At 68.0% G+C, this 13,034-nt stretch carries 13 protein-coding genes; 6 read left to right on the top strand and 7 right to left on the bottom strand.

Annotated features, from left to right (window positions below; genetic code table 11):
• The first annotated feature begins 50 nt into the window (after nucleotides 1–50).
• Together ftsH and FHR94_RS09550 are read left to right on the top strand one after the other, a co-directional pair.
• Nucleotides 51–1,976 (top strand): ATP-dependent zinc metalloprotease FtsH, encoded by a 1,926-nt coding sequence (ftsH, locus tag FHR94_RS09555; protein ID WP_183325488.1) that lies wholly within the window; start codon nucleotides 51–53, stop codon nucleotides 1,974–1,976.
• Nucleotides 1,973–2,836, top strand: coding sequence for an alpha/beta fold hydrolase (locus FHR94_RS09550; RefSeq protein WP_183325487.1), 864 nt, complete (start codon nucleotides 1,973–1,975; stop codon nucleotides 2,834–2,836). Before ftsH ends, FHR94_RS09550 begins: the two co-directional genes overlap by 4 nt.
• Here FHR94_RS09550 and FHR94_RS09545 read toward each other — a convergent pair.
• Genes FHR94_RS09545 through FHR94_RS09525 form a run of 5 tightly spaced genes read right to left on the bottom strand, consistent with a single transcriptional unit; the run spans nucleotide 2,833 to nucleotide 7,502 of the window.
• The gene (locus FHR94_RS09545; RefSeq protein ID WP_183325486.1) at nucleotides 2,833–3,333 is read right to left on the bottom strand and encodes a hydrogenase maturation protease; all 501 of its coding nucleotides are present in this window, start codon (nucleotides 3,331–3,333) and stop codon (nucleotides 2,833–2,835) included. The genes FHR94_RS09550 and FHR94_RS09545 overlap by 4 nt on opposite strands.
• A 7-nt stretch (nucleotides 3,334–3,340) precedes the next feature.
• Nucleotides 3,341–4,642, bottom strand: coding sequence for a Ni/Fe hydrogenase subunit alpha (locus FHR94_RS09540; RefSeq protein ID WP_183325485.1), 1,302 nt, complete (start codon nucleotides 4,640–4,642; stop codon nucleotides 3,341–3,343).
• The gene (locus FHR94_RS09535; protein WP_183325484.1) at nucleotides 4,639–5,457 is read right to left on the bottom strand and encodes an NADH-quinone oxidoreductase subunit B family protein; all 819 of its coding nucleotides are present in this window, start codon (nucleotides 5,455–5,457) and stop codon (nucleotides 4,639–4,641) included. Before FHR94_RS09535 ends, FHR94_RS09540 begins: the two co-directional genes overlap by 4 nt.
• Before the next feature lie 34 nt (nucleotides 5,458–5,491).
• A complete protein-coding gene (locus tag FHR94_RS09530; protein ID WP_183325483.1) occupies nucleotides 5,492–6,325 on the bottom strand; it encodes an FAD/NAD(P)-binding protein in 834 nt (277 codons plus the stop codon).
• Nucleotides 6,318–7,502, bottom strand: coding sequence for a 4Fe-4S dicluster domain-containing protein (locus FHR94_RS09525; protein WP_183325482.1), 1,185 nt, complete (start codon nucleotides 7,500–7,502; stop codon nucleotides 6,318–6,320). The genes FHR94_RS09530 and FHR94_RS09525 overlap by 8 nt, the downstream gene beginning before the upstream one ends.
• 324 nt (nucleotides 7,503–7,826) lie before the next feature.
• Here FHR94_RS09525 and FHR94_RS09520 point away from each other — a divergent pair, with 324 nt between their 5' ends.
• Nucleotides 7,827–8,003 carry a hypothetical protein gene (locus FHR94_RS09520; protein WP_183325481.1) on the top strand — a complete coding sequence of 59 codons (177 nt, stop codon included), beginning with the start codon at nucleotides 7,827–7,829 and terminating at the stop codon, nucleotides 8,001–8,003.
• A gap of 48 nt (nucleotides 8,004–8,051) precedes the next feature.
• Nucleotides 8,052–8,954 (top strand): PA4780 family RIO1-like protein kinase, encoded by a 903-nt coding sequence (locus FHR94_RS09515; RefSeq protein ID WP_183325480.1) that lies wholly within the window; start codon nucleotides 8,052–8,054, stop codon nucleotides 8,952–8,954.
• 9 nt (nucleotides 8,955–8,963) lie between these two features.
• Here FHR94_RS09515 and FHR94_RS09510 read toward each other — a convergent pair whose 3' ends face one another.
• A complete protein-coding gene (locus FHR94_RS09510) occupies nucleotides 8,964–9,692 on the bottom strand; it encodes a YebC/PmpR family DNA-binding transcriptional regulator (RefSeq protein ID WP_183325479.1) in 729 nt (242 codons plus the stop codon).
• 158 nt (nucleotides 9,693–9,850) lie between these two features.
• Between FHR94_RS09510 and FHR94_RS09505 the strand changes: the two genes are divergently transcribed.
• Both FHR94_RS09505 and FHR94_RS09500 read left to right on the top strand, forming a co-directional pair.
• Nucleotides 9,851–11,038 carry a M24 family metallopeptidase gene (locus FHR94_RS09505; RefSeq protein WP_183325478.1) on the top strand — a complete coding sequence of 396 codons (1,188 nt, stop codon included), beginning with the start codon at nucleotides 9,851–9,853 and terminating at the stop codon, nucleotides 11,036–11,038.
• Between the two features lie 128 nt (nucleotides 11,039–11,166).
• A complete protein-coding gene (locus FHR94_RS09500) occupies nucleotides 11,167–11,388 on the top strand; it encodes a hypothetical protein (protein WP_183325477.1) in 222 nt (73 codons plus the stop codon).
• A gap of 89 nt (nucleotides 11,389–11,477) precedes the next feature.
• Here the strand turns inward: FHR94_RS09500 and FHR94_RS09495 are convergent, their stop codons facing one another.
• Nucleotides 11,478–12,917, bottom strand: coding sequence for an FAD-binding oxidoreductase (locus FHR94_RS09495; protein ID WP_183325476.1), 1,440 nt, complete (start codon nucleotides 12,915–12,917; stop codon nucleotides 11,478–11,480).
• Between the last annotated feature and the right edge of the window lie 117 nt (nucleotides 12,918–13,034).

The raw sequence follows: 13,034 nt of genomic DNA, 5'->3' as shown, positions 1-13,034 counted from the left end.
CGGCGGGCATCGGCATGTTCTAAACGACACTCTCCAACGTCGAGCCCCCCATGTCCCGATCCGATCAAGACCCGTCATCGCGCCGGTCCGAAAAGAAGACTCGGCGTTCTCCTCTGTGGTACCCCGAGGAAACCCAGCCGCCGCGACGACAGTGGTTGCTGTTCGTCTGGGTCGCGCTGGCGATCGTGCTGCTCTTTCACTATCTCGATGCGACCGAGCGCCAGGTGCAGGCCGAGCTCACCTATTCCGAGTTTCTCGAGGCCGTGGAAGCGGGGCATGTCGAATCGGTCACGCTGCGCGGGCAGTCGGTGGAAGGGCAATTCACCGACGTTGGCCGTGAGACGCGGGATATCGGCGAGGCCGAGACCTTCGAGACCACCCGGCCGGAGGTCGAGGGTGAGCGTCTGCTCGAGCGCTTGGAGGCTAATGACGTGGGCATGGCGGCGGAACCGGTGGAACCGCCCTGGTGGCAGCGCATCCTTATCGGTGCCCTGCCGTGGATCCTAATCCTGGGCCTGCTGTTCTGGTTCTGGAACCGGATGCAGCAACGTGCCATGTCGGGTGGTGGGCTGTTTAGCATGGGCAAGTCCCAGGCCCGCCAGGTACGCAGTGAAGAGAGCGATGTGCGCCTGGACGACGTGGCCGGCTCGGACAATGCCAAGCGGGAAGTCCTCGAGGTGATCGAGTTTCTCAAGGCGCCGGGGCGTTTCCAGGCCCTGGGGGCCAAGATTCCCCGGGGCATCCTGATGATGGGACCGCCCGGCACCGGCAAGACGCTGATGGCCAAGGCGGTGGCCGGTGAGGCCGAGGTGCCGTTCTTCAGCATCAGCGGCTCGGAGTTCATCGAGATGTTCGTGGGCGTGGGGGCGTCGCGGGTCCGTGATCTGTTCAAGCAGGCCAAGGAGCAGGCGCCGGCGGTGATCTTCATCGATGAGCTGGATGCCATCGGCCGCTCTCGGGGAGCCGGCATGGGCGGCGGCCATGACGAGCGTGAGCAGACCCTCAACCAGATCCTCGCCGAGATGGACGGTTTCGAGGCCGAGGAGTCGGTCGTCGTGCTGGCCGCCACCAACCGCCCGGACGTGCTCGATTCGGCGCTGCTGCGCCCCGGCCGCTTCGACCGCAAGGTGACCCTGGAGAACCCGCATCGCGAGGCGCGCCGCGACATCCTGCGTGTGCATACCCGCGACATGCCACTGGCCGATGACGTGGACCTCGAGCGACTGGCCGAGATCACCATCGGTTTCTCGGGGGCGGATCTGGCCAATCTGGCCAATGAGGCCGCCCTTCAGGCGGGCCGCAATGACCAGCAGACGGTGGACTGGGCGTGTTTCTCGGCGGCACGCGATCGTCTCTTGCTGGGGGCGACCAAGGATGCCGGCCTTTCCGATCGAGAGCGCCATATCGTGGCATATCACGAGTCGGGACACGCGCTGCTCGCCTACCTGTTGCCCAAGGCCGATCCCCTGGAGAAGGTCACGGTGCTCCCGCGCGGCCGCGCCCTGGGGGTGACGGCGCAGATACCCGACGAGGAGCGCTATAACCACGGTGAGTCCTACCTGCGGGATCGCATCACCGTGATGTTCGGCGGTCGCCTGGCGGAGTCCATCGTCTTCGGCGAGGTGTCGAGCGGTGCGGAGAATGACCTGGAACAGGCCACCCGGCTGGCACGCCGGATGGTGGCACGTTGGGGCATGAGCAATCGCATCGGGCCGGTGATGTTCGCCCAGAGCCAGGAGCATGTCTTCCTGGGCAAGGAAATGGCCCAGGCCCGGGAGCACAGCGAGGCCATGGCACGCCTGGTCGACGAGGAGATACACCGACTGCTGACCGAGTTGGAAGCGCATGGCCGCAAACTGCTCGAGAGGCATCGTGCCGACCTGGATGCCCTGGCATCGGCTCTCGAGAAGGAGGAAACCCTGGAGGTCGAGGCGATCCGCGAGCTTCTCGGCGACCGGGCCTCCGCGTCGTCGTGACGGGGCTGCGTGTGCTCACGGTGCTACTGGCGGTCTATGCGCTGGTGGTGCTGCTGGCCTGGGCGCTCCAGCCTCGGCTGCTCTACCTGCCTCATGTGGGGCGTGAGCACGTGGGCACACCCGCCGATATCGGCCTGGACTGGGAGGCGGTGACGCTGCACACCGAAGACGGGCTGGCGCTGGATGCCTGGTGGATACCGGCCGAGGCGGCGTGTGGCACGCTGCTGTTCTTTCACGGCAACGCCGGCAATATCTCCCACCGGCTGGCCTCGATCCAGCAGTTTCATCGTCTGGGGCTGTCGGTCCTGATCCTCGATTACCGGGGCTACGGTCGCAGTGACGGGCGACCCTCCGAGCCCGGCACGGCGCGCGATGCCCGAGCGGCATGGCGCTGGCTGGTCGACGTGCGCGGCCTCCCCCCCGAGGAGGTGGTGCTGTTCGGCCGCTCCCTGGGCGCCGCTGTGGCGGCCGAGCTGGCCGCGGCCCTTGACCGCCAGGAGGCGCCGGCGGCGGTGATTCTGGAGTCGGCGTTTCGCTCGGTGCCCGAGCTCGGCCAGCGGCTCTACCCCTTTCTGCCGGTGCGCTGGCTGTCGCGTTTCGATTACGATGTCGCGACCTACGTGACGCAGCGCACGGCGCCGCTGCTGGTGATCCATAGCCGGGATGACGAGATCATCCCCTTCAGCGAGGGCCAGGCCGTATTCGAGGCGGCCCGCGAGCCCAAGGAGAAGCTGGTCATCCAGGGTGGCCACAATAGCGCCTTTCTCGACAGCGAGCCGGCCTACTCGGATGGTATCGCCGCGTTCCTGATCGACGAGGCCGGGCTGCCGTGTCTTTCCGCCAGCCATCGGGGGGGTTAGGCCTTCGCGTGGCCTTCGCCTCTGGCGCGGTCGGTGCCGGGGGCATCGAGCCACGCCAGGACCGCCGTGCGCAGCCGCTTGGCGAGTGGCGCCGGAAGCGTCGTGGCAATCGCGCCTTGCCCGGCTGCGCTCGGCATCTCGATCCCGATGATCCGGATGCCCGCCCGGAAGACCCCCAGGGCCTCGACCAGCGCCAGGGTGCTGGCCAGGTCGAGGCCGTGCGTCGACAGTGCCCCGACGCCTTCGGGGAGCGCGTCCGGGGCGAAGGCCATGACCGTGCCGGGCGGCCCCTGACCGCGCATGGCATCGACCAGCAGCAGCCGGTCGCGCGCCGTCACCGGATGGAGGAACAGATCGGTGGGCTGGCCGAGGGTGTCGACCGTGAGGCCATCGCGACCGGCCAGGGCGGCATGCAGCCACTCGGCGGCCAGCCAGCCCAGCCGGTCGGCCCCGTGGGGCGAGCCGAGCCCGAACAGGTAGATGTGTCCCTCGGCCATGCGCCGCTCATCCCCGCAGGGCATGGAAGTCCAGGAAGTGAGTGGCGCAGGAGATGCAAGGGTCGTAGTTGCGAATCACCATCTCGCCGTGCAGCCGCAGGGCGTCATCGTCCCGCTCCAGGCCGAAACGGGTCAGCGCCGTGGCGAGGTCCTCCTCCATGCGCGCCTGGTTCTGGCTGGTGGGGGGCACGATCCGGGCGCTCTCGACCAGGCCTCGCGCGTCGAGCGTGTAGCGGTGCCAGAGGATGCCCCGCGGCGCCTCGGTGCAGCCGAAACCGACGCCGGCCCGGGGAACCGCCTCGACGTGGGGCGCTGTGGTCGTCGCGTAGTCTTCGGTGAGCCGCAGCGCCTCGTTCAGGGCGAGGTGCATCTCCACCGCCCGGGCGATGATGCTGTGGAACATGTTGCGGCTGGGGAAACGGATGCCGGTGGCCTCGAGCCGATCACGCAGCTCGGCCGGCAGCCGGTCGAGGTTGTTGTTGAGCCGGGCCAGCGGGCCCACCAGGTAGGGACGGTCGTCGAGCAGGGCGTGCAGGGCGGTCGAGTGCGGCACCTGGAACTCCCGAAAGTGCTGCTCATAGTCGTCGATGGGGATATCCAGCCCGCGGTCCGAGACGATCCAGCCCTCGGTGATGGGGTAGTCCCGTTCGTGGCGCAGCGAGACCGAGACGAACTCCTGGTCGTCCTCGGGGAACGGCAGGCCGGCCACCCAGTCGATCAGCGCCAGGGACTCGTCGCGGCTCGCCTCGAGCCGGGCGCGCAGGGCGGCCATGGCCGAGGCATCGGGCGCGCGGAAGAAGCCGCCGGGGCACACGCCGACCGGATGCACCGAACGGCCGCCGAAGGTACGGATGATCGCGTTGCCCAGCCCCTGTAGCCGCAGGCCGCGGCGCACCTCGTCGGGGTGGCGCGTGGCCATGGCCGGGGCGCTGTCGAAGCCGAGGAAGTCCGGGGCGGCCAGCAGGTGGATATGCAAGCTGTGGCTCTGCAGCCACTCGCCGCAGTACATCACTCGGCGCATCCGTGCCACCCAGGACGACGGCGTGATCCCGAGGATGGCCTCGAGTGCTGCCACCGCACTCATCTGGTAGGCCACGGGGCAGATCCCGCAGATGCGTGCCACGCTGTCGATCACGTCCTGGGCACTGCGCCCTTCCAGCAGCTTCTCGAACAGCCGCGGCGGCTCGAAGATGCGCAGCTTGAGGTCCTCGAGGCGGCCCTCGCGGATGCTGACCTCCAGGGCCCCTTCGCCCTCGACCCGAGCCAGGATGGGGACATGGATCCTCCCGGTGTGTTTGTCATCGTTCATGACGTCTCCTCGCCGCCGCTGCGCTGGATGACCCGGGCCTGCCACTCCCGGCCTGCCGTCTGGAAGGGCTCGGCCTGGTTGTTGATGAACAGCAGGCGGCGGGCGATCTCGTCGGCGGGCATGCCGGTGTCCGCCAGGTAGGTGGTCAGCGCCGAGACATTGGCTTGGACGGCGGGGCCATAGCAGGCGTAGCAGTCGCGCTGCAGCTGCGGACAGAGCGCCCCGCAGCCGGTGCTGGTAACCGGCCCCAGGCAGGGCGTGCCGCGGGCGACCATCACGCAGACCGTCTGCTGGCGCTTGCATTCGGTGCACACCGCGCTGTGATCCACCCGCGGCAGGTGGCCGGCCAGCAGGGCTTGGGTCGCGCCAAGCACCTGCTCGCCGTTGACCGGGCAGCCCCACAGCTCCAGGTCGACCTTGATGGTCTTGGCGATGGGGGTGGAGTCGGCCAGCAGGTCGATGTGCTCGGGCCGGGCGTAGAGGCCCTCGATCCAGGCCGCGCCGTCGTTCAGATTGCGCAGGGCCTGGAGCCCGCCGGCGGTGGCACAGGCGCCGATGGTGACCACGTAGTGGCTGCGCTCGCGGATGCCCCTGAGCCGGGCCGCGTCCTCGGACGTGGCCACGCTGCCCTCGATGAAGGCGATGTCGACCTCGGCCGCCTCGTCCACCGGCCCGGCCTCGGCGAAGTGCAGGATGTCGACGCGCTCGGCCAGGTCCAGCAGCGGTTCCCCCAGGTTGAGGAAGGCCAGCTGGCAACCATCGCAGGAGCTGAACTTGTGCACGGCGAGGCGCGGGCGTCGCTGTGGCGTGATCATCGGTAGCCTCCTGGTCGATGCCCTAATGGGCGCATCAGACGCCCTTGTGGGCTAGATAGGGGGCCAGCTCGGCATACGAGAAGACCGGCCCGTCGCGACACACGAACTTGGGGCCCAGCTGGCAGCGTCCGCAGGAGCCCAGGGCGCAGTGCATGTTGCGCTCCATGCTCAGCCAGATCCGCCCCGCCGGCACGTCGCGCCGCACCATCTCCTGGATCACGGTCCGCATCATGCCTTCCGGCCCACAGAGGAACACCGAGCAGTGCGCCGGGTCGATGGCGATCCGCTCGAAGAACTGGGTCACCGGGCCGACATGAAAGGGCCAGAAGGTGTCGCCGGTGTCGGCGGTCAGGTAAACCTCGACATCGGGGTGCTGGCGCCAGGCCGAGTAGCGCTCGCGCCAGATCAGGTCATGGGCGTGCTTGACCCCCTGGATGATATGGATGCGCCCATAGCGCGAGCGCCGGCGCAGGGCATACTCGATCAGCGAGACCGAGGGGGCGCAGCCCAGCCCTCCGGTGACGATCAGCAGGTCGGTCCCCTCGGCCGTCTCGGCCGGCCAGCCGCGGCCATAGGGGCCGCGCAGTCCTAGCCGGTCGCCGACCTCGAGTCGCCCCAGGTTGCGGGTCAGCGAGCCGACCTGACGGATGGTGTGGTCGATGGCGTGCCGGTCGTCGGGGTCGGAGACGATCGAGATCGGCACCTCACCCAGGCCCGGCAGGCAGAGCATGTTGAACTGGCCCAGCGCGAAGCGATAGGTGGTCTGTATCTCGGGGTCGGTGAAGCGCAGCCGGAGACTGAACATGTCCGGAGTCTCGTCCTGGCGGTCGACGACCTCGGCCTCATGGGGCAGCAGGCCACTAGTCATCACCGGGCTCCTGGCGGTCGGGCGCCGCCCCTGACACTGGACCCGGCGCGGTATCGGGCGCCTGACCTGGCGCGGTGTCGGGCGCCTGACAGAGCGCGGCCAGCTCCTCCGTGACGTCGATGCCCACCGGGCACCAGGTGATGCAGCGGCCGCAGCCCACACAGCCGCTACGCCCGAATTGCTCCACCCAGGTGCCGAACTTGTGGGTCAGCCACTGGCGATAGCGCTGGGGGCGTTCGGCGCGGATGGTCACGCCGTGGATATAGCTGTGATCGGGATTGAAGCAGGTCTCCCACTGCCGGGCATGGTGGGCCTCACGGCCGTCCAGCGAACGCTCGTCGACATGGGTCTGGCAGAAGCAGGTGGGACACACCGACGTGCAGTTGCCGCAGGTCAGGCAGCGGTCGTTGAGATCCTGCCAGTGGGGATGCGCGACCGCCGCCTGGAGCTGGTCCGGCAGCGAGCCGGCGGGCAGGCGGCGATGCTGCTGGTCGGCGGCTTGGGCACTTCCGGCCTCGGCCGCCTGGAGCTGGTCGAGAGTGACTTCCGTGGTGGCCAGGGAATCGAGGAGATCCCGGCCGCGGCCGGTATGGGCCTCCACCACGAAGCCGTCGTCAAGCTCGCTGAGCGCCAGGTCGTGCCCATACCGGACCCGCGGTCCATCGCCGGTGGCGATGCAGAAGCAGGTGTCCGCCGAGCGCGAGCAATTCACGGCGATGAGGAACAGGCTCTCCCGTCGCGCGCGATAGTGCGGATCGGGCACGGCGCCGTGAAGGAAGTGGCGGTCGTGAATCGCCAGGGCCGCCAGGTCGCAGGCGCGCACACCGATCACGGCGGTGGGGCGGGCCTCGGGAGGCGATTCGCGAAACACCAGGGTGCCGTCGTCCCGCGTCTCGCTGGTCCACAGGGGCTCGCGAGGCACGAAGGTCAAGGGCTTGAGGGCCTGGGGCCCGGTGGCCCAGTCGAAGTAGCGCCCCGAGCTCGAGGCCGAGAGTCGGTAGTGCCCGGGGGCCTGCTCGTCGGTGATTCCGAGCGGGAGCTGATCGACCGAGGCGAGGGTGTCGAAGACGATAGCGTGGTCGCGGACCTGGGGGCCGAGGATGTCGTAACCGGCCTCGCTGAGCCGGTCGAGCAGCGACGGGAAACGGTCTCGGGGCAGAAAGCGCTGTACCTTCATGGGGTCTCCCTCGTGCCTCGCTAAGCGGCCCGGGCGGCGGCACTATCGATCCACGTGATGCGCATGGGAAGGGTCTGGCACATGGTCTGCAGTCGGCCTCCCTCGTCAGGTGGCGTAAGGCGCGCGGGCGGGGGATGCGCTCGCGTACCTGCACTATAGAAGATCGACCTGCCTTTCGGCAGGGCCGTTCCTGCGCGACGTCACCGATCCGAGTGATAGGCGGCACTTTCTGTTATCCTGCCTGACTTCCATCATCGCTCCCCGGTCAAACGGCGCCCGCTGTCCTTGCCCCAGTGCCCTCCTTTTTCCAGCAGGTCTATTCACGTGTCTGATTCCTCTGCCGATTTCGCCACGCTGCCGCTGGCGTCGGAATTGCTGTCCAACCTCGCCACGCTGGGCTATCGCACCATGACGCCAATCCCGGCCGAGAGCCTGCCGCCGATGCTGGCGCATCAGCCCTTTCTGCTCGCCGCATCCGCCGCTGACCGGAAGGAAACATGATACGCCCGCGGGATACTCAGCCGACGGGTTCTATGCCAACGTGGTGATATGAAGATACCCAAGAGATTGCAACCGCTGATCGACGACGGCCTGATCGACGCGGTCGAGAGCCAGCTGATGAGCGGCAAGGAAGCCCAGGTGTACGTGGTGCGCTCCCATGGCGAGCGGCGCTGTGCCAAGGTCTTCAAGGAGGCCAAGCAGCGCAGTTTCAAGCAGGCCGTGCAGTACCAGGAGGGCCGCCGCGAGCGCAACAGCCGCCGGTCCCGGGCGATGGCCAAGAAGACCCGCTACGGCCAGAAGGAGCAGGAACAGGCCTGGCTCAATGCCGAGGTCGATGCCCTTTACCGGCTGGCGGCCGCCGACGTGCGGGTGCCCAGGCCCCATGGCTTCATCGACGGCGTGCTGCTGATGGAGATGATCACCGATGCCGAAGGCCTGACCGCGCCGCGGCTGGATGACGTGACCCTGACGGCCGACGAGGCCCGGGCCCATTACGCCAAGGTGATCGACGACGTGGTGCGCATGCTCTGCGCCGGCCTGATCCATGGCGACCTGTCCGAGTTCAACGTGCTGCTCGCCGCCGATGGCCCCGTGATCATCGACCTGCCCCAGGCCGTGGATGCCGCCGGCAACAACAGCGCCGAGAGGATGTTCGAGCGCGACGTCGACAACATGCGCCGCTACTTCGGCCGCTTCGCCCCGGAGCTGCTCGCCACCGACTACGGCAAGGAGATCTGGGCGCTCTATGCGGCCGGCGACCTGCACCCGGACAGCCCGCTGACCGGCTGCTTCGAACACGACACCCGCGAGGTGGACGTGGAGGAGCTGATGACCGTGATCGAGGACGTGCGCAAGGAGGAGGCCGAGCGACGGGCCGCGCTGACCGGCGACCGCGAGCCCGGCGTGGAGGAGGCCGCGGCGGACTGGCGGACGGCCCACAACGAGCGGTGAGGCCGGGTCTTATGCCTCGGCGTCGATGTCGGCGTTGTGATAGACGTTCTGCACGTCGTCCAGGTCCTCGAGGGTGTCGATCAGCTTCTCGAATAGCGCCACGTCATCGCCCTCCACCGGGGTGGTGGTTTGGGGCACGAACTGGATCTCGTCGACCTCGAAGTCGAGTTCGCCGAAGGCATCGATCAGCGCCTGCTTGGCCTTGGCGTACTCGGTATGGGGGGCGAAGACGGTGATCCGGCCCTCCTCGTTCTCGATGTCGGTGACGTCGACATCGGCCTCCATCAGCGCCTCGAGGGCGGCCTCCTCGTCATCACCCGCAAAGGACAGGATGGCGCAGTGGTCGAACATGTGGCTGACGCTGCCCGGGGTGCCGAGCTTGCTCTTGGCCTTGTTGAAGCAGGCGCGCACGTCGCCGAAGGTGCGGTTGGGGTTGTCGGTCAGGCAGTCGACGATGACCATGCAGTTGCCCGGCCCGAAGCCTTCGTAGCGGGCCGTGGCATAGTCTTCGCCCCCGACGCCGCTGGCCTTGTCCAGGGCCTTGTCGATCACGTGACTCGGCACCTGGTCCTTCTTGGCGCGTTCGATCAGGCCGCGCAGGGCCAGGTTGCCGTTGGGGTCGGTGCCGCCTTGCTTGGCACAGACGTAGATCTCGCGACCGTACTTGCTGTAGACCTTGGTCTTGGCGGCGGCCGTCTTGGCCATGGATTCCTTGCGGTTCTGGAAGGCCCTGCCCATTGCATCGTCCTGTGGCATCGAAACTCGAGGCTGGATTCTACGAAACCGCGCCACGGGCGAACAGTCCTTAATTTTCTCGGGTCGCGAGCGCTTCTCCCTCGAAAGCCTGCGCAGCGTGGCTACACTGCCGGAAGGTCTCACCCGCACGGAGCGCCACCATGGATCATCACGCCTACCGTCACGCCCTGGCCGCGACCCTCGAAGGCAGCGAACGACCGTTTCCCTCTGCCGAATTCGCCGGCCGCCTCGGCCGGGTGCGCCAGGCCATGGACGAGGCGGGCCTCGATGCCCTGCTGCTCACCGATCCCGCCGATCTCTTCTACCTGACCGGTTACCACACCTTCGAGGTCTCGGTGCATACGGCCCTGGTGGTCGCGGCCGATTGGCTGGTGCTGCAGGTGCCCTCCATCGAGACCGGGCCGGCGGTGGTGACCGCCGCGGTCGATGAGATCCTCGGTTATCGCTGGGAGGGCATCGACGAGGTGATCGCGCCGTTGGCCGAGGCCCTGGCGCCGTACCGCCAGGTCGGTCTGGACCTCTACGGGGCGGGGCTGCGCCACGGGGTGATCCGCGAGCTGCAGGCGCGCCTGGGCGCGCAGCGCTTCCGCGACGACGGCGGGGCACTCCTCGATGCCATCCGCCTGGTCAAGACCCCTGCCGAGCTCGACTGCCTGCGCGAGAGCGCGCGGATTACCTCGGCGGGGCTGCGGGCGGCGGAAGCGGTGATCGCCCCCGGGGTGACCGACAACGACGTGGCGGCGGAAGGCGCCCGGGCCCTGATCGCCGCCGGCAGCGAGTTCATGAGCCTGCAGCCCATCGTCACCACCGGGCCACGCATCGGCATCATCCACGTCAACCACAAGCGCACCGTGATCGAGCGCGACGACCCGGTGTTCCTGGAGTTCGGCGCGGCCTTCCAGCGCTATACGGCGCCGATGATGCGCACCGCCGTGGCCGGCCGGGCCACGCGGGAGATGCAAGGCGTGCGCGATCTGTGCCGGGCGCTCTTCGAGGCCCTGCTCGGGGCGATGCGCGCCGGCAACACCTTCGATGACGCCGCCCGAGCCGCCGAGGCAGTACTCGCCCCAAAAACTTCCGAGCTGTTCTTCTCCGGGGTGTTCGGCTATGCGGTAGGCGCCCAGTTCCCCCCCAGCTGGGTCGAAGGCACCGGCTACATCGCCCGCGGCCAGGCGCGTGAGTTCGAGGCCGATATGGTCTTCCACCTGCCGCTGTGCCTGCGCCGACCCGGCGAGTGGGGCATCGGCCTGAGCGATACGATACGGGTCACCCCGACCGGCGGTGAGCCGCTCACCGATAACGACTGGCGGCTGCACGAGCTGGGCTGAGCCGTGTGCCGGTCGCCAATCCGGCGAGGGAGTGGCTACGCTGGTGAAGTGACAACAGGATTGACAGTGCAGTGCATGCCCGGTGGTCGATAGCGCCGGGCTCCCACGAGATGTTCCAGGAGGTTGCCATGACCCAGACCATCACAGCGTCGTACGACAGCTCTCTCAAGGCACGCAATGCGTTCGATGAACTGGTTTCCGATGGCTTTCCCCGGGAATCGCTGTTCCTCGACGAGGATCGCAACGAGCTCAAGGTGATCATCAACGATCCGGGACACCGGGAGGTGGAGGAGATCCTGAATCGTCATGAGCCGGACGACCTGCGCTCGCATCCCTACTCCGGGTCCTGAACGAAAAAGGCGGGGCGGCTGATCACTGCCGGCTGCCGAGTCTCTCGATCGGATAAGGGACCCGCCCGCATGGGGCGGGCCGAGTCTCGTCAGGCCGTCCTGGCATGTGCCACGGGGGTGATGTTGGGGTTCATGCGGAATAGGTTGTCGGGGTCGAAGCGCTGCTTGAGCTGCTGAAGCCGGGCGTAGTTCTGGGCATAGGCGCTGTCGACGCGGTTGCCTTCGTCCTCGGTCAGGAAGTTGACGTAGCCGCCGCCGGTGGCGAACGGCGCGGTGTCGCGGAAGACCTGGCGTGCCCAGTCGCGCACCCTGTCATCGTCGGCGGCATCCTGCCAGCGGCCGTGGACGTTCATCACGAAGTTCGCATCGCGTCCGGCGTAGGCGGTATCCGTCTCCGCGGCATCCCCCAGGGCGCCACCGAGTTGGGCGATGAAGCTTTCGCACTCCGGGCCGGGCAGACTCGAGGCCGCGTCGATCACCGCGTCGATCAGCTCGTCACTGATCGCGACGAAGTTGTGCGACTTCCAGTAGTTGCGTGCCCCGGGAACCAGTAGCGGGTCGAAGGCGGTCTGGAAGCCGGCATAGGGCTGCGTGCCGAGCATGCTGCCGACCGGGTCGCCGAATTCGAGCACCCTGGCCGCCAGGCGCTCGCCCTCCTCGGGAGCGCCGTTGTACAGCAGGGGAAAGACCACGACTTCCTTGCCATGAATCGAGTCGGGCAGGAAGGGCAGAGGCGGGGCCTGGCGCAGTACCGCCCAGACACTGAGCTCCCGGGGGGCGTCGGCGGTGAAGTCGCGCCAGGCCTGCAGGACCTGGCGCGCCTGGGCAAAGGGGTAAACGACCAGGCCGGCATAGACCTGAGGCCCGACGGGATGCAGCCGGAACTCGAAGGAGGTCACCACGCCGAAGTTGCCGCTTCCACCGCGAATGGCCCAGAACAGCTCGGGTTCCTGGGTGGCCGAGACCACATGCAGTTGGCCGTCGGCGGTCACCACATCGGCGGAGAGCAGGTTGTCGATGGTCAGGCCGTACTGGCGGGTCAGCCAGCCGAAACCGCCGCCCAGACACAGGCCGGCCACCCCCGTGGTGGAATTGATGCCGAGTGGCGTCGCCAGCCCGAAGGCCTGGGCCTCGTGGTCGAAGTCGCCGAGCAGCGCCCCGGCACCGACGCGTGCCGTGCGCGTCTCCGGGTCGACACGTACGGTGCGCATCGTCGACAGGTCGATCATCAAGCCGCCGTCGGCGACGGCGTTGCCGGCGATATGGTGGCCACCACTGCGTACGCTCACCAGCATGCGGTGCGTGCGGGCGAAGTCGACCGCATGGCGAACGTCCTGAGCCCCGAGGCAACGGGCGATGAGCGCCGGATGACGGTCGACCATACCGTTCCAGACGCGACGAGCCTGCTCGTAGTCCGCCTCGGCGGCGGTGAGCACCCCGCCACGAATGCCCCCCGAGAAGGCATCGAGCGCGTCGGGCGACAGCGCGGCGCGGCTCCCGTCGAGGGTCTGATAGGTCAGGTGTTGCATGGCGTTCTCCTTGTTATTCATGCGCGCAACAAAGGGGATCAGTGATGCGGTGAAATACAGTATAGGAGTCCGGGCGCCGGCCCGGCCGGCCGAGCGACAGTAATGCTACCGAGGGTG

The organism is Halomonas cerina (assembly GCF_014192215.1).
GTDB lineage: Bacteria > Pseudomonadota > Gammaproteobacteria > Pseudomonadales > Halomonadaceae > Halomonas > Halomonas cerina.
The sequence above is the reverse complement of the archived record's forward strand: the minus strand, read 5'-3'. Positions and strand labels throughout refer to the sequence as shown.